At 58.4% G+C, this 20,038-nt stretch carries 17 protein-coding genes; 7 read left to right on the top strand and 10 right to left on the bottom strand.

Features of this window, described 5'->3' with window-relative positions:
- Positions 1–239: 239 nt before the first annotated feature.
- The 10 genes from H9Q10_RS02795 to mltA form a co-directional block, all read right to left on the bottom strand.
- Entirely contained in the window at positions 240–680 is a 441-nt protein-coding gene (locus H9Q10_RS02795; protein ID WP_197902520.1) for a DNA polymerase III subunit chi, read from the bottom strand.
- A 130-nt stretch (positions 681–810) separates the two neighbouring features.
- Entirely contained in the window at positions 811–1,761 is a 951-nt protein-coding gene (gene trxB / locus H9Q10_RS02790) for a thioredoxin-disulfide reductase (protein WP_197902519.1), read from the bottom strand.
- A 156-nt stretch (positions 1,762–1,917) separates the two neighbouring features.
- Positions 1,918–3,585 (bottom strand): DNA repair protein RecN, encoded by a 1,668-nt coding sequence (recN, locus tag H9Q10_RS02785; protein ID WP_197902518.1) that lies wholly within the window; start codon positions 3,583–3,585, stop codon positions 1,918–1,920.
- 206 nt (positions 3,586–3,791) lie between these two features.
- Positions 3,792–4,943: a signal recognition particle-docking protein FtsY gene (gene ftsY, locus H9Q10_RS02780; RefSeq protein ID WP_197902517.1), complete on the bottom strand. Its 1,152-nt coding sequence runs from the start codon at positions 4,941–4,943 to the stop codon at positions 3,792–3,794.
- Between the two features lie 120 nt (positions 4,944–5,063).
- Positions 5,064–5,432, bottom strand: a complete 369-nt coding sequence (locus H9Q10_RS02775; RefSeq protein WP_197902516.1) for a roadblock/LC7 domain-containing protein — start codon at positions 5,430–5,432, stop codon at positions 5,064–5,066.
- Positions 5,433–5,455: 23 nt separating this feature from the next.
- The gene (locus tag H9Q10_RS02770) at positions 5,456–6,115 is read right to left on the bottom strand and encodes a roadblock/LC7 domain-containing protein (protein ID WP_197902515.1); all 660 of its coding nucleotides are present in this window, start codon (positions 6,113–6,115) and stop codon (positions 5,456–5,458) included.
- 2 nt (positions 6,116–6,117) lie between these two features.
- Positions 6,118–6,654, bottom strand: a complete 537-nt coding sequence (locus H9Q10_RS02765; protein WP_197902514.1) for a GTP-binding protein — start codon at positions 6,652–6,654, stop codon at positions 6,118–6,120.
- A gap of 11 nt (positions 6,655–6,665) precedes the next feature.
- Positions 6,666–7,784 carry a hypothetical protein gene (locus H9Q10_RS02760; RefSeq protein WP_197902513.1) on the bottom strand — a complete coding sequence of 373 codons (1,119 nt, stop codon included), beginning with the start codon at positions 7,782–7,784 and terminating at the stop codon, positions 6,666–6,668.
- 3 nt (positions 7,785–7,787) lie between these two features.
- Positions 7,788–9,293, bottom strand: coding sequence for a hypothetical protein (locus tag H9Q10_RS02755; RefSeq protein ID WP_197902512.1), 1,506 nt, complete (start codon positions 9,291–9,293; stop codon positions 7,788–7,790).
- A gap of 224 nt (positions 9,294–9,517) precedes the next feature.
- A complete protein-coding gene (gene mltA / locus H9Q10_RS02750; RefSeq protein WP_197902511.1) occupies positions 9,518–10,816 on the bottom strand; it encodes a murein transglycosylase A in 1,299 nt (432 codons plus the stop codon).
- Between the two features lie 261 nt (positions 10,817–11,077).
- Here mltA and mutS point away from each other — a divergent pair, with 261 nt between their 5' ends.
- The 7 genes from mutS to pta all read left to right on the top strand — a co-directional run bounded on the left by mutS (position 11,078) and on the right by pta (position 20,008).
- Entirely contained in the window at positions 11,078–13,675 is a 2,598-nt protein-coding gene (gene mutS / locus H9Q10_RS02745) for a DNA mismatch repair protein MutS (protein ID WP_197902510.1), read from the top strand.
- Positions 13,676–13,930: 255 nt separating this feature from the next.
- Positions 13,931–14,422 carry a hypothetical protein gene (locus tag H9Q10_RS02740; protein WP_197902509.1) on the top strand — a complete coding sequence of 164 codons (492 nt, stop codon included), beginning with the start codon at positions 13,931–13,933 and terminating at the stop codon, positions 14,420–14,422.
- Between the two features lie 222 nt (positions 14,423–14,644).
- Positions 14,645–15,802, top strand: coding sequence for an alpha-hydroxy acid oxidase (locus H9Q10_RS02735; RefSeq protein ID WP_197902508.1), 1,158 nt, complete (start codon positions 14,645–14,647; stop codon positions 15,800–15,802).
- A gap of 152 nt (positions 15,803–15,954) precedes the next feature.
- Positions 15,955–16,392 (top strand): hypothetical protein, encoded by a 438-nt coding sequence (locus H9Q10_RS02730; RefSeq protein WP_197902507.1) that lies wholly within the window; start codon positions 15,955–15,957, stop codon positions 16,390–16,392.
- A gap of 56 nt (positions 16,393–16,448) precedes the next feature.
- Entirely contained in the window at positions 16,449–16,880 is a 432-nt protein-coding gene (locus H9Q10_RS02725; protein ID WP_197902506.1) for a hypothetical protein, read from the top strand.
- Positions 16,881–16,983: 103 nt separating this feature from the next.
- Positions 16,984–17,544 carry a hypoxanthine-guanine phosphoribosyltransferase gene (locus H9Q10_RS02720; protein WP_197902505.1) on the top strand — a complete coding sequence of 187 codons (561 nt, stop codon included), beginning with the start codon at positions 16,984–16,986 and terminating at the stop codon, positions 17,542–17,544.
- Positions 17,545–17,929: 385 nt separating this feature from the next.
- Positions 17,930–20,008 carry a phosphate acetyltransferase gene (pta, locus tag H9Q10_RS02715; RefSeq protein WP_197902504.1) on the top strand — a complete coding sequence of 693 codons (2,079 nt, stop codon included), beginning with the start codon at positions 17,930–17,932 and terminating at the stop codon, positions 20,006–20,008.
- The last annotated feature ends 30 nt before the right edge of the window (positions 20,009–20,038 follow it).

Raw genomic sequence — 20,038 nt, 5'->3', positions numbered from 1 at the left:
AAAGGCTACCTGAAAATTCCGCAACGGCGGTTGAGATAAAGGAAGGCGGCATTTTAGCCGAAAACGTGCTGTTTTTAAACGGCGGCAAGCAGGGTCTCTCGGCAGCGGCCGGTTTTCGCGCTTTTCCTACCCCCCAAACAGCATCTTTCGCGTTGGCATCCTCCCCTTGCTACGCTTGCCGCCTTGAATCTGCCGCTTTTAGAACAAAACCCGCTTGAGAAAGTAATAGCCAGCAAACCCTAGGCCTTGCCCTGCATTTTGTGATACTCGAGCCGGCCGCCGCTTTGGCGGTAGGCACTGAAGCGTAGGCGGGCGGCAGCCAGTTGCGGCTCACTACTACCCACAATCTCTAAAATGCGCGCAGGCACTTGCGGTGCCCGGCTCCAAACCGCCGCCGACAAATTGAGCACCACCCAATCGGCAGCAATGGCGGGCAGTTCGCTGCCGTCGGCCAACAGCACGGCCGGCTCGGGCGGCATGGGCATATCGGGCAGCCAGATTTCGTGTGGCAGGAAACTTTCCGGCTCAAACGACCACAGCAGTTTATCCAGCGCTTCGGTCTGCTCCGCGCTGTCCGACCAAACCAGCACCCGACAGCCGGCCTCGACTGCGCGTTTGCTCAGGCGGCAGGCAAACTGTTCTAAATCGGCAACATGGGTGTAGAAGGTAACGGTGGGCATGAGGCTACCTGAAAATTAGCACGGGATGATTCGGGATAGCGGAATGGTTTGAACGGCTTTGCCATCGGATACAGGCTACCTGAAAATCAAAATGTTTTTCAGGTAGCCTGCCTAGCTGTAGTTGGGCGGTTTACAGGCCTTGGCGGTCAAGCCAGCGTTCGGCATCCAGCGCGGCTTGGCAGCCGGAAGCGGCGCTGGTGATGGCTTGGCGGTAGGTGTGGTCTTTCACATCGCCGGCGGCCCAGATACCTTCGATATTGGTGGCGCCCACGTTGTCGCCGCTGCCGCCTTTGGTTTTCAGGTAGCCTGCCGCGTCCATATCGAGTTGGCCTTTGAAGATGTCGGTATTCGGCTTGTGTCCGATGGCGATGAATACGCCATGCACGGCGATATCTTCGCTGCCGCCGTCTGCGTGTTTCAGGCGGGCGCCGCTCACGCCGTTGTCGTCGCCAAGGATTTCATCCAGCTCGCTGTTGAGCTTGAGGATGATTTTGCCCTCGGCCACGCGCTGCATGAGCTTGTCTACCATGATTTTTTCGGCGCGGAAGCTGTCGCGGCGGTGGATGAGGGTAACGGTGTTGGCAATGTTGGCCAGATACAGCGCTTCTTCCACGGCGGTGTTGCCACCGCCCACCACAGCGACATCTTGTTTCTTATAGAAAAAGCCGTCGCAGGTGGCGCAGGCGGACACGCCTTTGCCGGCAAAGGCGGTTTCGCTGGGCAGGCCGAGGTATTTGGCGGAGGCGCCGGTGGCCACAATCAGCGCATCGCAGGTGTATTCGCCGGCGTCGCCGATGAGCTTGAACGGGCGTTGTTGTAACTGGGCGGTGTGGATGTGGTCGAAGATGATTTCGGTGCCGAAGCGTTCGGCGTGCGCCAGGAAGCGCGCCATCAGCTCGGGCCCTTGCACGCCGTCGGCATCGGCCGGCCAGTTGTCCACTTCGGTGGTGGTCATCAGCTGTCCGCCCTGCTCCAGGCCGGTGATGATGACGGGTTTAAGGTTGGCGCGGGCGGCGTAAACGGCAGCGGTGTAGCCGGCAGGGCCGGAGCCGAGGATGATGAGTTTGTGGTGTTGGGACATGGTGTTTTCTTTCAAAGGGAACGGCGGGTATTGTACCTGTATTTCTCTGTTGGAAACACCGCAGGGCTGGCTAGGCTTTAGCGGCATTTGCTATTTTCAATCGGGCTTGAGTTTTACGGGATTGGCTGAATTTGCAGCCAAATATGCTGCCTATTTTCAGGTAGCCTCTGCGGCCAGCTGCAACATTTCGGCGGCGTGGCGGCGGGTGGTGTCGGTGATGGTTTCGCCGCCGAGCATGCGGGCGATTTCTTCCACCCGCGCTGCGCTGTCCAGCTCGCGGATGCTGCTCACGGTTTGCCCGCCGGCACTGCGTTTACTCACCTGCCAATGCTGCTCACCGCAAGCCGCCACTTGCGGCAGGTGCGTTACCGCCAGCACCTGATGGCGCCGCCCCAGTGTGCGCAGTGCGCGGCCCACGGTTTCGGCCACCCCACCGCCGATGCCGCTGTCTACTTCATCGAAAATCAGCGTGGGGATTTGCGTGTACCGGCTGGCGGTTACCTGCAATGCCAAGCTGATGCGCGCCAGCTCGCCGCCGGAAGCGACTTTGTTCAGCGGGCGCAGCGGGCTGCCCTGATTGGCGGCTACCTGAAACTGCACCTGCTCCAACCCGTAGGACTGCGCTTCATGCGGCAGCAGCTCGATGTGGAAACGCGCGCCCTGCATGGAAAGCTGCTGCATATGGGCGGTGGTTTCCTCGGCCAGTTGGGCGGCAGCCTGCCGGCGTTGTGCGGAAAGCGCGCGCGCCGGCCGCATATATTCCGCTTCGGCCTGCCGTACTTGTGCCTGCAGGGCTTCGATGTCGGCGGCGGCTTCGGAATCGGCCAGCGCCTGCTGCATTTTCGCCCATTTTTCCGGCAGCTCGGCGGGTTCGATGCGGTGGCGGCGGGCGGCCGACATCAGCTCGGCCATGCGCTCTTCCTGTGCGGCCAGCTCGGCCGGGTTGATTTCGGCGCGGGAGGCGACACTGTGCATATGGCTGCTGATTTCACCCAACTCGGCTTCGATGCTGTCGAGCATGGCCAGGCTTTCGGCAAAACGCGGCTCGATGCCGGAGAGGCTTTCCAGCTGGCGGCGGCAGCGGCCGGCCAGGCTGTGCAGGCCGTCGTCGCCATCGATGCTGGCGGCCACTTCTTCGGCAACCTGCAGTAGCTCGGCGGCGTGTGCCAAACTATCGTAGCTTTGCGACAGCTGCTCCCATTCGCCCGCCAGCGGCGCCAGTTTTTCCATCTCGCTCACCTGCCAGGCCAGCCGTTCGCTCTCTTCCTGCAAACGTTCGCTCTCCAATTGCGCGATTTCCAAAGCTTCGATGGCCTGCCGCCATTGCTGATATGCGTTTTTCACTTCTGCTGCCAAAGGCTTGCTGCCGGCAAAGGCATCCAATAATTCGCGCTGCACGGCTTCGCTGTTGAGCGAGTGGTGGGCGCTTTGGCCGTGAATGTCCACCAGCCGGCTGCCGATTTGGCGCAGCTGGGCAAGCGTGGCGGCTTGGTTGTTGATAAAGCTGCGGCTGCGGCCTTTGGTGTCGATGATGCGGCGCACTGCCAGCTCGCTGTCGTCTTCGCCCAGCAGGCCTTGCTGTTGCAGTTCGGCGCGCAATTCGGGCAGCTCGGCCAAATCGAACAGGGCGGAGAGCTGCGCTTCGTTTTTGCCGTGGCGGATTTGGCTGTAGTCGGCTTTGCCGCCGAGCAGCAGGTTGAGCGCGTCGAGGGTGATGGATTTGCCGGCACCGGTTTCGCCGGTGAGCACGGTGAATCCGGGCTGGAAATCCAAATGGAGTTGCTCGACGATGACAAAATCGCGCAGGGATAGGGCAAGCAGCATGGCTGTTCTCGCAAAACGTTGGATGATGGCGGATTATATAACAGGCTACCTGAAAAGTTTTCAGGTAGCCTTTATGCCTGCTTCATCGAAAGGGTAAATGGTTCAAGCATTGTTGCCGCGTGGCCAAGCAGGCTACCTGAAAACGGTGATGGCGGATGCTGCAAGGCTGAAAATTTTTCAGGTAGCCTTATCGTGCGACGGGAGGTTTACAACAGGGCATCCACAAATTCGCGGGCGTTGAACGGGCGCAAATCGTCGATGCCTTCGCCCACGCCGATAAAGCGCACCGGCACCGGCCGCCGGCTGGCCAGCGCCGCCAACACTCCGCCTTTGGCCGTGCCGTCGAGCTTGGTCACAATCAGGCCGGTGAGCCCCAGCGCGTCGTCGAATGCAATCACCTGGTTGATGGCGTTCTGGCCGATGTTGGCATCAAGCACCACCACGATTTCATGCGGCGCATCGGGCAGCGCTTTCTGCAACACACGCTTCACTTTTTTGATTTCTTCCATCAAATGCGTTTGCGTGGGCAGGCGGCCGGCGGTGTCGGCCAGCACGATGTCGATGCCGCGCGCTTTGGCCGCTTCCACCGCATCGAAGCAGACGGCGGCGGAATCACCCGAAGCCTGGGCGATCACGGTTACGCCGTTGCGCTCGCCCCACTCGGCCAGCTGTTCGCGCGCGGCGGCGCGGAAGGTGTCGCCGGCGGCCAGCAGCACGGATTTGCCCTGCGCCTGGAAATATTTGGCCAGCTTGCCGATGGAGGTGGTTTTCCCGGCGCCGTTGATGCCGGCGAGCATGATCACAAAGGGCTGTTTGTCTGCCGGAATATCCAGTGGCTGCTCCAGCGGTTTGATCAGTTCGTAAACCGCCTCTTTAAGCGCACCGCGCAGCTCTTCGCCGTCTTTCAAACCACGCAGGCTGACGCGTTTGCGCACTTCTTCCATCAAGTGCTCGGTGGCCTCGATGCCCATGTCACTGGTGAGCAGCACGGTTTCCAGCTCTTCATATAGGTCTTCGTCTATCTGGCCGCCACCGAACACACCGGCCAACGATTTGGCCATCTGCTGGCGCGATTTGCTCAACCCTTGTTTCAAACGGGCGGCCCAGCCGAGCGCGGGCGTTTGCTCGCTTGGCGGCTCCGTGTGGACGATACTCTCGATTTCGGGTGGCTCTTCAGCCGGCTCGGCCTCTTCCGGCATCACGCTTTCCCCTGCCGCAATTGGAGCATTTTCCAACTCTTCAGCCGCAGCTTCCTCGGCTACGGTTTCTTCAGGCACGCCGGCAGTTTGAGCTGCTTCAAGCTCCTGAGCTTGCTCGTCAGGCTGCGTTTTCTGTTTTCTAAAAAATCCAAATACCATTTTGCGAGAGTTTCCCTAAACCAGCCGGTTTGCAGCCCGGCAATGTAACAAAGGCTACCTGAAACAGATTGGCTGTATTTTCAGGTAGCCTGATGACTTTACTGCATCGTGTTGGATAGATTAGCTGCTTTCCAAATCCACGATGTTGCGTGCAGCGCGGCGCGCATCCAGCAGAATCAAACCTAATTTGGCACTTTCGCGGGCGGTTACCACCAAAACGGTATCTTCGCCGGCCTGAATCAGCAGGATGTAGCCGTCGGTACCTTTAACGATAACCTGCTCCAATTCGCCACACAGCAGCTCTTTGGTGGTGCGGTTACCCAAAGCCAGCAAGGCGGCAGACATAGCGCCCACGCGGTCCGGGTCGATATTGGCTTGGAGCATGGAGGCAATCGGCAGGCCGTCGCTGGAAATAACGGCGGAAGCGGTAATATCAACAGAAGAACTGTTTAAATCGCTCAGTACGGAAGAGACTAATTGTTGTTGCATATCGTGTTTTCCCAATAATTTAATCAGAATGTTTCAATTTGGTTGGCAGAATCAACAATTTGATACAAGGCGCGCACCAAGGACACAAATTCATCTTTATGCAATTGCGGCACCCCGCCGGTTACTAGAATAAATTTCAAATCACCAATATACAGCGGGAAGAAGGTCAGCTCGCTCTGGCCGGATGGGTCGCAAATACCCACTGCGTTGTGATAAATATTCAAATTGTTTTTAATCAAAAGGCTATGCTGCTCATACAAGCGAACTGCTTCGCTGGCTAATACGGCAATTTCTTCCGCTGCTTCGTGATTAAAGCCCGAACTGGAGAAATAGAAGCCGTCTTGATCCACCAGCAAGGCTTTTTGCACATCGGAAAGGTGCATCAGAATATTGGGCAAGCCGGTACCGCTTAGCAAGTCGGTTTTTTGATCCGGCTCATCTTCGCCATACAAAAACTCCAAGCGCTGCATCCGATACAATAGATTCAAAGCAGCATCAATATCATTAGTTTGCGCCCAACGCAACACGTTTTCCCGGCTGACGGTCTCTTTCTCGCCGGCCTGCAAAATGCCACCCAGCAAAGTACGGCTGGCGCTTTGTCCCTTATTAGACACCGCATAGTAAGCCCCAGCCGGCGTTACTCGCGGATATAAATTAGGCTGCAAAAGTAGTGTTGAATCCATTTTTATACCTCTAAACCGGGATCAATTGAATACAGCATCGCAGTAACCAGCTGCTTAACGTCGTTTTCATTGCGGGCATCAATCTCAAACACTGGCACATTCATACCATATTGCAGCAGATATTTTTGATAAACATCAATACCCGGTGTGGCTTTCAAATCCATCTTGGTTACACCCACTACAACAGGCGCAGTTTTGAGCAAATCACTAAACGAATCTAAGAAAAATTTTAAATCTTTTAGGGGGTTAGATCGAGTATTATCTAACAGCAGTACCAAGCCCATACTGCCTTGACTCAAGATATCCCACATGAAATCAAACCGCTCCTGACCAGGCGTACCATACAAATGTACTTTGGTGTTTTCGTCCAAATGAATGACGCCATAGTCCATTGCTACTGTGGTGTGGCTTTTCATGGAGGTAGTCATATCCGATGCACGGGCATCGGTTTTGATGGGCGGATCATCTGATAATGCTGCAATAGCAGTGGTTTTCCCCACCCCGACAGGGCCAGTAAAAATAATCTTATTCTCTGCCATGTTATATTCCTTTATCGGCCAATAATTTTATTCATCAAACGTTGCAGCAATCCGCGCTGTCTCGGTTCGTGTTCTTCCGAATCATCATGCTGTCTAGCGTGCACGCTCTCCGGACGCTGGATAGTTTGAGCTTGGGTAGCATGTCTTACTTGGCCGGCTGCCGGCTGCTCTGCTTGCATTGAAGTCTCTATAACCAAATGATCGGTCACATAGGCGGCAGTCAAATAATCAGCTAAGTCTTTGTTGTCGATCAGCATCAGCTTATGCAGAATCGGGAGGCTACCTGAAGCTTTAGTTAAAAAAGCTGATAAGCGCATGGATTCAGCCAAAGGAGCCAACCTAGTCAGATTGGGCCAGCTTTTCACCCGGAATACCGTATTTTTATTAATAACTTTAGGGAAGCGGCCATTACCAGTCCAAATTGCCAGCTGCCATAAACAGGCACTAATGGAAAGTTTAGCCTTAGCCTTGAGATGTTCTTCCGTAATCACTCGTGTCTGCAAATCTACGAATTTCTGTTCACATAGAGATTTGAGCGTTTCCGAGTCTGTTGCCAGCAGAACTTTTTGGATTGAGGGGAAAACCAATAGTACCGGTTTCCCATTGTGCATTACTGCAACGTCGGCTTCCTGCTTTGCCGCTTTGCGGACTTCACCAAGTAAGCCTCCATCTTCATCAAAATGATCAATTGATACAACTGTTGCCGGAGATTGCTGTGGAACATGACCTTTTTCAGCTTCAGGTATAACTTGGGAAGAAGCTGGTTCTGGTCGGCTGCCACTAACCACCCAAATACCGTTACCCTGCTGAAGATTTTTCAGACTTAAAAACAGAGTATCAAATTTAATCGGTTTGGCTAAATAAGGAGCGGTTACCGGTGGTGGAGAGCTGGAGAAATACACCACTTTTGCCTCTGGAAACTGGCTTCTGGCATCTTTCCAAATCTGCACGTCAGTATCAGCATCGGCCAGCACTATATCAGGCTGAATACCCTGCTCCACCGTAACCAGCTCATAATTAGTAATGCCATGCATTTTGAAAGCCATACGAAACATCGCATATTGGCGCTCTTCCATGCCCAGCAGCATAATATGGACTGTTTTCACTTGGGGGATTGCGTTGTTAGTCATTTATTATGTCCGAACAGAACCGTAATTGATCTTTTGCAGCAGTTGGCTCATTGCCAACACCACTTCCTCTGGCGGATGCTGGATATTGGCACGTATTTTATGCAACACCTGCTCCAAACGCTCCCATTCCTCTGCACGCTCACAGATATCGAACAGGGTAATATATAGCTGCGATTCGCTGGGGTATTCCAAAATGGATTCTTCCAACAGGTTCATTGCTTCATCAAGCTGACCATACATCAACAAAGATTCTACATCGCGCAACACTTTTTCTGCAGGCGTTTGTTTTACGCTTATGTCATCAGTTCGTGTTCTGATTAATGGTTTGCGATGTGCTTTTTGAGTACTACTGCCGCGTTCCAAGAAGCCGTAAGCAATCCCCATATCTCTCAGCTGAGATTCATTCGGATTAGCTTCCAGCTGAGTAAAAATAGGATGTTCCCCCAAATTTAAGCCCCAACCCAGCATTCTTTCCTTAACTTGGCGGCCATATTGGCCAAGTGTGTAATACAACTGCCACAGATGTTGAGCGAAGCGATCGATATTCCGATTCTTATAATCCAAACTCAACGCATCGATAATCAAGGCAGCTGGCTTATTTGCCTGGCGGATGGCTTTATTTGCATAGCTAACCGCAGCATCATAGGCCAAACGGTCCTTCATTAGACGGTAACCGGATTCAGGCTGCATAAAACCCATCAAAGCAGCTTTTTCCTCATCATGCACCAAAATAGCACCAGCATATTTGGAATTGGTAACCAACTCTTTACGAACTTTAGCAGCGGATAGTTCCGCAGCCTTCTGCTCGTTGGCAGCATCCCCCGGCACAGCAGCACGGCGGCTTTTCTGTTTCGCCTGAGTAGGTGCATCCAAGCCGGTACGCTCACCGATTTCGGCTGAAGTCTGTTGCACGCCCCAGCCCAACACCTCTTCTGCCAACACACGCAGATTCAGGTTGTTCTTATCGATAGCCAAACCCTGCTTGATATAGTCTTCAATTTGGGCTTTAGTCAGCACGCTACCGAACTGCCGCAGCGTTTCAGCCAACTCGTCCGGTTTTTTCGCATCCAGCCACAGTTGTACCAGTTCATTAACCAGCGTACTGCGCATGCCTTCACTGATTGCAGATGAACCGGAAGTCAGATATTGCGACAAAGATTCGGCTGCTTTTTCGTGATAGCCGAATTGCTTGTAAACTTTATACTCAGTCAGCGCATCCACTTCTTGAGATACGGTAGCAGCTTCCTCAACCTCTACATCAGGAACCGCTTCCCAACCCCAGTCTTCGCCCACAGTAACATCCGGCTCAGACTCTACCGCCGTTACAGGCTGACGTTCGGCAACAGCAGCCGAACGCTTCGCCGTCGTTTTAGCTTGGGATCGCTTGCCCTTACCACGGCCTTTTTTATCAGCTTCGGCACTGGCTTGCGCCTGTTGCTTCTGGCGACGCTGGACGAAAATCAATCCAGCCAGCACCACTAATAGCGGAATCAGAATCATCAGATCCATTTATCCCACCCTCCCTAAACATAATTGAATGAAAATATTCATCCTACGTCTCTTAACGTCTTTCAAAACACAAATGTTGAAATTTAGCCTAAAGTATATATTAATTTACACGTTTGATTCAAACGGATTCATCAATCTATGCGCTTTTAGGCAAGGCATCTGGCCGGATTGGACACATCTGACCGCACTCAGCCGACTAAAACTTGCCCCATTTCAACTTTCGCCTACTGTTGAGGCAGCATCCCGTTCGGCAGCAACTGCCACACATAACCGGTCTGCTTCATACGCCCGGCCACCCTGCCGGCCTCGTCACCGTAGCCCCAGAAAAAATCCACCCGCACTGCGCCGTTGATGGCGCTGCCGGTATCTTGCGCCATCATTAAGCGGTTGAGCGCACGACCGGTTTCCGGATGGGCGGTAGCGAGGAACAGCGGCGCCCCTAGCGTGATAAACCGCTTATCCACCGCACCCGAGTAGCCGCCGGTGAGCGGCACGCCAAGGGAACCGATCGGCCCGTCGTTACTGTCGGGCAGTTGGCGGAAAAACACATAACTGGGGTTTTTCCCCAACACTTCGGCCAACTTGTCGGGATGGGCACGCAGCCAATCGCGGATTTTCGGCATGCTGGTCTGTGCCAGCGGCAGGTAGCCACGGTCAGCCATGTAACGGCCGATCGAAGCATACGGATGATCGTTTTTATCGGCAAAACCTAAGCGGACAAACCGCCCGTCCGGCGTACGCAGCCTCCCTGAGCCTTGGATATGCAGGAAGAACAGCTCGACCGGGTCGTTGGCATAAGCCAGCACCGGTGCACGCCCGCTCAGCGCGCCGGCATTGATTTCGGCACGGGTGTAATACGGCACCAAGCGGCTACCTGAAATCCTTCCCTTCAGCGTTCGGCTTTTTTCGCGGCCAGGGAAATCAGCCAAATTGGCCGTGTATTCGCCGTTGGTGGCAATCTGCCCACTGTTGGGGCCGGTAAGGCGGATACGGACGCTGCCCGACTGCGGCGCACCCACCAGCGGCACGGTAACCAAATCGTTCGGCACGCCGTAAATCGGGAAACGCGCCTGCACCGTCTGCTGCGTGCTGCCTTGCAGCACCGGCTCATAGTAGCCGGTAATCGTGCCGCCCAGCTGGCCGTTATGGTTCACTTCCCAAGGCGTGAAATAAGTTTCGAAAAACTGCCGGGCAGCGTGCTTGCGGGTGTTGCCGGCCTGCGCGCACACACTCTGCCACTGCGGCCGGTTTTTTAGCGCGAGGCAGCTCTTGCGGAAGGCCTCCAAGCCGGCGCCGAAATCCTGCTGCGCCCACTGCGGCAGGGCGGCAAACGACACCACCTTATACCCCGCCGGGCTACCTGAAACCCGATACTGGTAACCTTCCGCATGGCGTTGCCCCGGCGGCAAAGCCGAAACCGCGCCGCCGCCAGACGGTTTGTGCGAATGAAAAAAACAGCCGCCCAGCAGCAAGGCCGGCAGCAAAAGCCAGCCCTTGCGTAGAGAAAGAAATTTTCCTGCCATTTCCGTCGAAATTCCGTAAAGAGGGTTTATACCGCTGAAAGAAATTAACAAATAATACGCGCTTGCCGCTGCCCGTCTCGCGCCGCTTCCGGCGCGATCTGGCCCAAACTGCCCCTTTACGGCGGCCGCAGGCGTAAACGGGCAGGATTTAACCACTCGCCCCGGCTGCCGGGCAAACCTTTTTACAAGCACAAACACTTCGCCCACCGCCGCATCGGCTACAATACCTGCCTCCGCCTTTCTATTTTTCAGGTAGCCTCCATGAGCCGCAAAAGCGCCGTCTCCCCCATGATGCAGCAATATCTCGACATCAAAGCGCAGCATGCCGACAAACTGCTGTTCTACCGCATGGGCGACTTCTACGAACTCTTCTTCACCGACGCCGAAGAAGCCGCTCGCCTGCTCGACATCACGCTCACCACCCGCGGCCAGCTCAACGGCGAGCCCGTCAAAATGGCCGGCGTGCCGCACCATGCCGCTGAGCAATACCTGGCCAAACTGGTGAAGCTCGGCCGCAGTGTGGCCATTTGCGAGCAAGTGGGCGAAGTAGGCGCCGGCAAAGGCCCCGTGGCGCGCGAAGTGGTGCGCATCATCACCCCCGGCACCCTCACCGACGCCGCCCTCCTCGAAGACAAAGAAACCAACCGCATCGCCGCCGTAGCCTGGGGCGGCAAAGCCAAACAGCCCGTCGGCCTCGCCTGGGCCTCCCTGCAAAGCGGCGAATTCAAAGCCAAAATCATCCCCCCCGCCCAGCTGGCCGACGAACTCGCCCGCCTGCAAGCCGCCGAAGTTCTGCTGCCCGACCAGGCCGCCGCCCACTTGAGGCTACCTGAAAACTGCCAGCCCACCCGCCTGCACGACTGGCAGTTCGCCCCCGACAGCGCCTACACCCTGCTCACCGACTACTTCGGCAGCCAAGACCTGCTCGGCTTCGGCCTCCAGGCCGGCGAGCACGACCCCGCCATCGGCGCCGCCGGCGCCCTGCTCAACTACATCCGCCACACCCAATCCCGCCTGCCCCGCCACCTCGACAACCTCAGCCTCGAAACCGAGCAGCAACACATCGGCATGGACGCCGCCACCCGCCGCAACCTCGAAATCACCGCCACCCTCGGCGGCAAAAAAGAGCCCACCCTCTTCTCCACCCTCGATTACTGCGCCAGCAACATGGGCAGCCGCCTGCTCGCCCAATGGCTGCACAACCCCCTGCGCAACCGCCAGCACATCCGCGCCCGCCAAGAAGCCGTAGCCGCCCTGCAAAACGACTACCCCGCCCTGCAAGGCTACCTGAAAAACATCGCCGACATCGAACGCATCGCCGCCCGCATCGCCGTCGGCTCCGCCCGCCCGCGCGACCTCGCCGGCCTGCGCGACAGCCTCGCCACCCTCGCCCAACTGAGGCTACCTGAAAGCAGCCTGCTCAACACCTTATCCGACATCTTTCCCCAAGGCGCCGCCGTTGCCGAGCGCCTGCAAGCAACCATCCTGCCCGAGCCAGCCGTATGGCTGCGCGACGGCGGCGTCATCAACCACGGCTTCTCCCCCGAGCTCGACGAACTGCGCCGCATCCAAAACCACGGCAGCGACTTCCTGCTCGAACTCGAAGCGCGCGAACGCGAACGCACCGGCCTTTCCACCCTCAAAGTCGAATACAACCGCGTGCACGGCTTCTACATCGAGCTTTCCAAAATCCAAGCCACCGAAGCCCCCGCCGACTACCAGCGCCGCCAAACCCTGAAAAACGCCGAACGCTTCATCACCCCCGAGCTCAAAACCTTCGAAGACAAAGTGCTCAACGCCCAAGAGCGTGCCCTCGCCCTCGAAAAACGCCTCTACGACAACCTGTTGCAAGAATTGCAACAGCAGCTGCCCCTCCTCCAGCGCAGCGCCAAAGCCGCCGCCGCGCTCGACGTGCTCTGCTGCTTCGCCCTTTTCGCCGCCGAACACGGCTACCGCGCCCCCCAGTTTGCCGACTACCCCGGCATCGACATCGACAACGGCCGCCACCCCGTGGTCGAGCGCCAAGTGCCACACTTCACCCCCAACCACACCCGCCTCGACCACAAACACCGCCTCATGCTGCTCACCGGCCCCAATATGGGCGGCAAATCCACCTATATGCGGCAAGTCGCTCACATCGTATTGCTCGCCCACACCGGCAGCTTCGTGCCCGCCGAAGCCGCACGTATCGGCCCCATCGACCAAATTTTCACCCGCATCGGCGCCTCCGACGATCTCGCCGCCAACCGCTCCACCTTCATGGTGGAAATGAGCGAAACCGCCTACATCCTGCGCCATGCCACCGAGCAATCCCTCGTGCTCATGGACGAAGTCGGCCGCGGCACCTCCACCTTCGACGGCCTCGCGCTGGCCCAAGCCGTGGCCGAACACCTCATCCAGAAAAACCAATCCTTCAGCCTCTTCGCCACCCATTATTTCGAGCTCACCCGCCTGCCCGAACAACACAACGCCGCTGTCAATATGCACCTCTCCGCCCTCGAAGAAGGCCGCGACATCGTCTTCCTGCACCATATCGAGCCCGGCCCCGCCGAAAAAAGCTACGGTATCGCCGTGGCCAAACTCGCCGGCCTGCCAGCCCCCGCCCTCAAAGCCGCGCAGAAACACCTCGAAGAGCTCGAAACCCAAGCCGCCGCCCACCGCCCGCAGATGGACATGTTCAACCTGCCCGCAAGCGCCGAACACGACATCGGCTCCGCCGAGCCCGCCCCAAACCCGGCCAGCCATCCCCTGCTGCAAGAGCTCGCCGCACTGCACCCCGACGAGCTCACCCCCCGCCAAGCCCTCGACCTGCTGTACCAACTGCAACAACAGGCCGCCGCCGCGCAAGAGGCTACCTGAAAACAGTGCGGCAGGTTTTCAGGTAGCCTCAAACCGCAATTCCAAGCTGCATGTAAAGTGCCCGTATTATTTTCAGCCAGCCCACGCCGCCAAAGGCTGCCCAAAAGGCAACACAGGCCACGCTTTCGGCCGGCTGCCCGCAAACTTTCCGCCGCCCGCAGCGTAATAATTTGTATATTTTCCGTAAACCAGCGATAATACCCCCGTTTTCGGACACGAAAGCCCTGAATTCAACTACTAAAGGACTCTTCCACCATGAAACAACACTTGCTCGCTTTAGCCCTCATTTCCGTATTGGCAGCCTGCGGCGGCCAAAACAACGGCTCCGCCCCCGCCGCCTCTGCGCCCGCCCAGCCGGCTTCCGAAGCCAGCGCCGCCAGCGTTGCCGAACAGCCTGCCGCTCCGGCTGCTGCCGACCTGGATCCGATCCTGGCCGATCCCCAAGTGGGCGACCTCTACGCCGCCAAACTCAGCGACTTCTCCGCAGCCGATTTCGGCGACAACAAAGGCCGCGAGCAGGAAGTTTCCTACGGTCTGATGAAAGTGGTTGAAGTGCAGCCCGACCGCCTCATCGTCATTACCGAAGACGCCGCCTGGGACAACCCGCGCGGAGCCAGAAACGACCTGAACGGCGATTTGGCCGACATCACTTGGGACGAATCCGAGCGCATTCCGGTGAAACGCGCCGACCTGGCCAAACTGGTAGCCGACGGCAGCATCCTCGAAACCCGCCGCCTCGACAAATAATCCGGCCAGATCCAATTAAGGCTGCCTGAAATTTAGCAGGGCTATTTTCAGCCGGCCTCATCCGAATTAAAGGCTACCTGAAAACCCACATAGGTTTTCAGGTAGCCTTTTCCCATTCCCGCCGCACATGAAGCCCCGCCGCTTTAGCGCTATAATGCCCGCCATTCCCCGCCACACATCAGCGGCGGCCCCTTCCATAGCCATACCAACAAAGGCATCCCCATGACACCCAATCTGAGCAAAATCACCTGCATCGCCGATTTGCAGCGCATCGCCCGCCGCAAAGTGCCCAAAATGTTCTACGACTACGCCGACACCGGCTCCTGGACCGAATCCACCTACCGCGCCAACGAAGCCGATTTCCAAAGCATCCTCTTTCGCCAAAAAGTGCTGGTGGACATGGAAAACCGCAGCCTCGCCACCCAAATGGTCGGGCAAGACGTGAAGATGCCGCTCGCCCTCGCCCCCGTCGGCCTCACCGGCATGCAGCATGCCGACGGCAAAATCCTCGCCGCCCGCGCCGCCGCCAAATTCGGCGTGCCCTACACCCTCTCCACCATGAGCATCTGCTCCATCGAAGACGTGGCCGCCAACAGTCCCGACCCCTTCTGGTTTCAGCTCTACGTGATGCGCGACCGCGAATTCATGAGCAACCTCATCCGCCGCGCCAAAGCCTCCCAATGCTCCGCCCTCGTGCTCACCGCCGATTTGCAAGTGCTCGGCCAGCGCCACAAAGACATCAAAAACGGCCTCTCCACCCCGCCCAAACCCACCCTGCTCAATCTGCTCAACCTCGCCACCAAACCCGAATGGGGTCTGGGCATGCTCAACACCAACCGCCGCGGCTTCGGCAACATCGAAGGCCACGTTAAGGGTGTGAGCGACATGAGCTCCCTCTCCGCCTGGACTGCCGAACAGTTCGACCCGAGCTTAAGCTGGAGCGATGTGGCCCGCATCAAAGACGAATGGGGCGGCAAGCTCATCATCAAAGGCATCATGCTGCCCGAAGACGCCGAAGCCGCCGTGAAAAGCGGCGCCGACGCCATTGTCGTGTCCAACCACGGCGGCCGCCAGCTCGACGGCGCCCCCTCCTCCATCCGCGCCCTGCCCGACGTGGTATCCGCCGTTGGCTCCGACATCGAAGTGTGGATGGACGGCGGCATCCGCAGCGGGCAAGACATCCTGCGCGCCTGGGCGCTGGGCGCGCGCGGCGTGCTCATCGGCCGCCCCTACATCTACGGCCTCGGTGCCTACGGCGAAGCCGGCGTCACCCGCGCGCTGGAAATCCTCTACAACGAAATGGACATCACCATGGCCTTCACCGGCCACCGCAACATCCACGACGTTACCCGCGATATTTTGGTGGAAGGCACATACTGATTCCGCCTGCCTTACACTATAATGCAGGCTACCTGAAAACCAATACAGCGCCCTTCTGCAAAGCGCAAGCGGCACAGCCGCACCGCCCGGTTTTCACTTCGTCGAAGCCCACGTTTTCAGGTAGCCTTTTCATCAATCTGCGGAAACCCAAAATGCGTTCCCAACTTTTATTACTCTCCCTCCTCATCGCCGCCCCCTTCGCCGCCGCCGGCAACCTTGAATGCAACCAGGTGGAGGAAGGCGTGCCCGCCATCTACCGCTGCGTGTACCACAACGGCAGCCTCGCCCAAGCCTATGCCGCCCTGCGCGCCAACCGCAGCGAAGACGAAGCCCTGCGCCTCGACCATCCACACCTGCCGCACACCCTGCCCGATCGCAGCTTCCACCACCGCAGCCAAGACGTGTTCGACTACGACGGCGACGGCAAAACCGAATCCTATCCGGTCGAGCTTTCCGTCAAACGCCCCTCGCCCGACCGCGTGGTGGTGCAATATGAACACGACAGCCCCGCCAGCCCCTACAGCCGCGAAACCCTGTTCCAGCGCAAAGGCCGCAATGTGGAAATCACCATCAAAAGATACGCATCCTAAACCTACTGCCACGCCGATATTTTCAGGTAACCTTTTCATTTATTTGGAGACCAATCATGAAACCCCAAACCCTGCTGCTCAGCCTCCTCATCGCCGCCCCCTTTGCCGCCGCCGGCCAACTTGAGTGCAACCCCGAACCGGTCAAACAAGGCGTGCCCACCGAGTACCGCTGCGTATATCGCAACGGCAGCCTCGCCCAAGCCTACGCCGCCCTGCGCGCCAACCAAAGCGAAACCCGCGCCCTGATGCTCGACCACCCCCACCTGCCGCGTACTCTGCCCGCCCGCAGCTTCACCCGCCGCGTACAGCTCCGCGACCACAACGGCAGCGAAACCTATCCGGCCGAAATCAGCCTGCGCCGCCAAGGGCAAAACCGCGTGCTGGTCAAATATTCCGACCAAGCCGAGGTAACGCCCTACAGCCGCGGCACCCTGTTCCAGCGCAAAGGCCGCAACGTGGAAATCACCATTACCGAAATCGCTCCCTGATTTCCGTCCGAAGCCTGCTACCGCAGCCGGGCAGCGGAACAGCCCCTGCCCGGCAGCCCCGCCGTTTTCAGGTAGCCTCTTTCCCCCGCGCAAAGGCATCACCATGACCATCAAAGAAAGATTCTGGCAAGCCAGCACCATGCTGGAAGAAGCCGACCTGCTGTTCGACGAAGCCGCCTGCCGCGCCGCCCTCGAGCGCATGGCCGCAGACATCACCGCCGACCTCGGCGAACAATACCCCCTGCTGCTGCCCGTGATGGGCGGCGCCGTCGTGTTCACCGGCCAGCTGCTGCCCCTCTTGCGCTTCCCGCTTGATTTCGACTACGTGCACGTTTCCCGCTACGGCAGCGAGCTCAGCGGCAGCGCCGAATTCAACTGGCTGCGCGCCCCGCAAAACAGCGTGGAAGGCCGCCACGTGCTCGTGCTCGACGACATTCTCGACGAAGGCCACACCATGGCCGCCATCCACCGCCAAGTGATGGATATGGGCGCCGCCTCCTGCCGCACCGCCGTATTTGCCAACAAAGCCATCAACCGCCCCAAGCCCATCGAAGCCGACTACGTGGGCATCCACGTGCCCGACCGCTACGTGTTCGGCTACGGCATGGATGCCGCCGGCATGTGGCGCAACCTCGGCGCCATCTACGCCCTGGCCAACAAATAAAGCACCCGCCGCCCCACCCCGGCAAAGGCTACCTGAAAGCGCAGCTTCAACGCAGTTAAAACGAGCAACGCGAGTTTCTGCGAAGCTAAAAAAACCAAAGGCTACCTGAAAACCATCATCCCGATTTTCAGGTAGCCTCTTTCAGGCAGCCTCGATAACAACGCAACCCACCCCGCCCCCTCGACACAGACCCCATTATTTGACCTAGCTCACATCCGATCCCGCCCCCGCGCCGAAAATCCCCGGCCTAAAACCTTGTCGTCCCTTATTAATAATGCAACAATGCGGCCTGCAATCCAGCGGCGCCTCCACTCGGCGGCAGCCGCCCGGCCGATTACACGGTTTAGCCAATTTCATCAACCTATTACCAAGAAAGACACCGATTATGCCCAAATTCCTACTGGTGCCCCTGGGCGCCAAAACCGGCCTCACCAGCATTTCCCTCGGCCTCTTGCGCGCCATCCAGCGCAGCGGCCGCCGCCCGGTATACTACAAGCCCGTGGCCGATTCGCCTGCCGCCTCCGGCAGCAGCGACCCCGCCGTCGTATTTGCCAACAACCTGTTCCACCTCAACCCGCCCAGCCCGCAGCCGCTCTCCAAAGTGGAAGAGCTGGTCAGCGCCGGCCGCGACGACGACTTGATCGAGCTGATGGTGTCCGATTTCGACCAGGTTACTTCCGCCGAACACGACGTGGCCGTGATTGAAGGCGTGGTACCGGATGACGAACGCAGCTTCCTCACCAGCAAAAACGCCCAAATCGCCGCCTCGCTGAATGCCAGCATCATCCTGGTGGCCGCCGTGGGCAAATACAGCGCCGAGCAGGTGGCCGACCAAATCAACCTTGCCGCCCACGAATACGACAACAGCCACACCGAAGTGGCCGGCTTCATCCTCAACCGCTACCACGGCAGCGACGCCCAAGCCTTTGCCGCTGAGGTTTCCGCCAAAGTGCGCGGCAAACTGCCCTGCCTGGGCGTGGTGCCCTTCTCGCCCGAACACTCGCTGCGCCGCGTAGCCGATATTGCCGGCTACCTGAACGCGCAAGTGATTGCCGGCGAGGCGCACTTGGGCAACCGCACCAAAGAAATTGTGGTGGCCGCGCAAAACGCCGCCCAGATGCACCACCGCATCACTTCCGGCGCGCTGGTGATCACCCCCGGCGACCGCGAAGACATCCTGATGGCCGCCTCGTTGAAAATCCTCAGCGGCGTACCCGTGGCCGGCCTGCTGATTACCTGCGGCACGCCGCCCTCGCCGGCCGTGCAGGGCATCATCAGCCCGGCGCTGAGCCACAACGTGCCCGTGCTGCTCACCGAACTCGACACCTTCGCCACTGCCTACGCACTGGCGCACCAAGACCAAACCGTCCCCGCCGACGACACCGAACGCATGGAAACCATGGTGGATTTCGTGGCCGAACATGTGGACGTGGACACGCTGTGCCGCAACATCGGCAAGCCGCGCCAGCTGCTGATGTCGCCGCCCGCCTTCCGCTTCCGCATGATGGAGCAAGCGCGCGCCGCCAACAAGCGCATCGTGCTGCCGGAAGGCGACGAGCCGCGCACTGTGGAAGCCGCTGCCATCTGCCAAAGCAAAGGCATCGCCCGCTGCGTACTCCTGGCCAAGCCGGAAGCCGTGCGCGAAGTGGCTGCCAACCGCGGCATCACGCTACCTGAAAACTTGGAAATCATCGATCCCGACAGCATTCGCGAGCAATATGTCGCCCCGATGGTGGAACTGCGCAAACACAAAGGCCTCACCCCCGGCCTGGCCCGTCAGGCATTGGAAGACAGCGTGGTGCTCGGCACCATGATGCTGCAACAGGGCGACGTGGACGGCCTGGTGTCCGGCGCGGTACACACCACCGCCAACACCATCCGCCCCGCCCTGCAGCTGATTAAAACCGCGCCCGGCGCCAGCCTGGTGTCCAGCGTGTTCTTTATGTTGATGCCCGAGCAGGTGTTGGTGTACGGCGACTGCGCGGTCAATCCCGAGCCCACCGCCGCCGAGCTGGCCGACATCGCCATCCAGTCGGCCGAATCCGCCAAAGCCTTCGGCATCGAGCCGAGAGTGGCCATGATTTCCTACTCCACCGGCACCTCCGGCAGCGGCGCCGATGTGGAAAAAGTGAAGGAAGCCACCAAGCTGGCGCAGGAAAAACGCCCCGACCTGCTCATCGACGGCCCGCTGCAATACGACGCCGCCAGCGTGCCCAGCGTGGGCCGACAGAAAGCGCCCGACAGCAAAGTGGCCGGCCAGGCCAACGTGTTCGTCTTCCCCGATCTGAACACCGGCAACACTACCTACAAAGCCGTGCAGCGCAGCGCCAATGTATTGAGCGTCGGCCCCATGCTGCAAGGCCTGCGCAAGCCGGTAAACGACCTGTCGCGCGGCGCATTGGTGGACGACATCGTGTACACCATCGCGCTCACGGCCATCCAGTCGGTGCAAATGGGCAAATAAGCCCTTGGCTTAGCACCATACCGTAGTAAA

The sequence above is a fragment of the Eikenella glucosivorans genome (assembly GCF_016025525.2).
Classification (GTDB): Bacteria; Pseudomonadota; Gammaproteobacteria; order Burkholderiales; family Neisseriaceae; genus Eikenella; species Eikenella glucosivorans.
The sequence above is the reverse complement of the archived record's forward strand: the minus strand, read 5'-3'. Positions and strand labels throughout refer to the sequence as shown.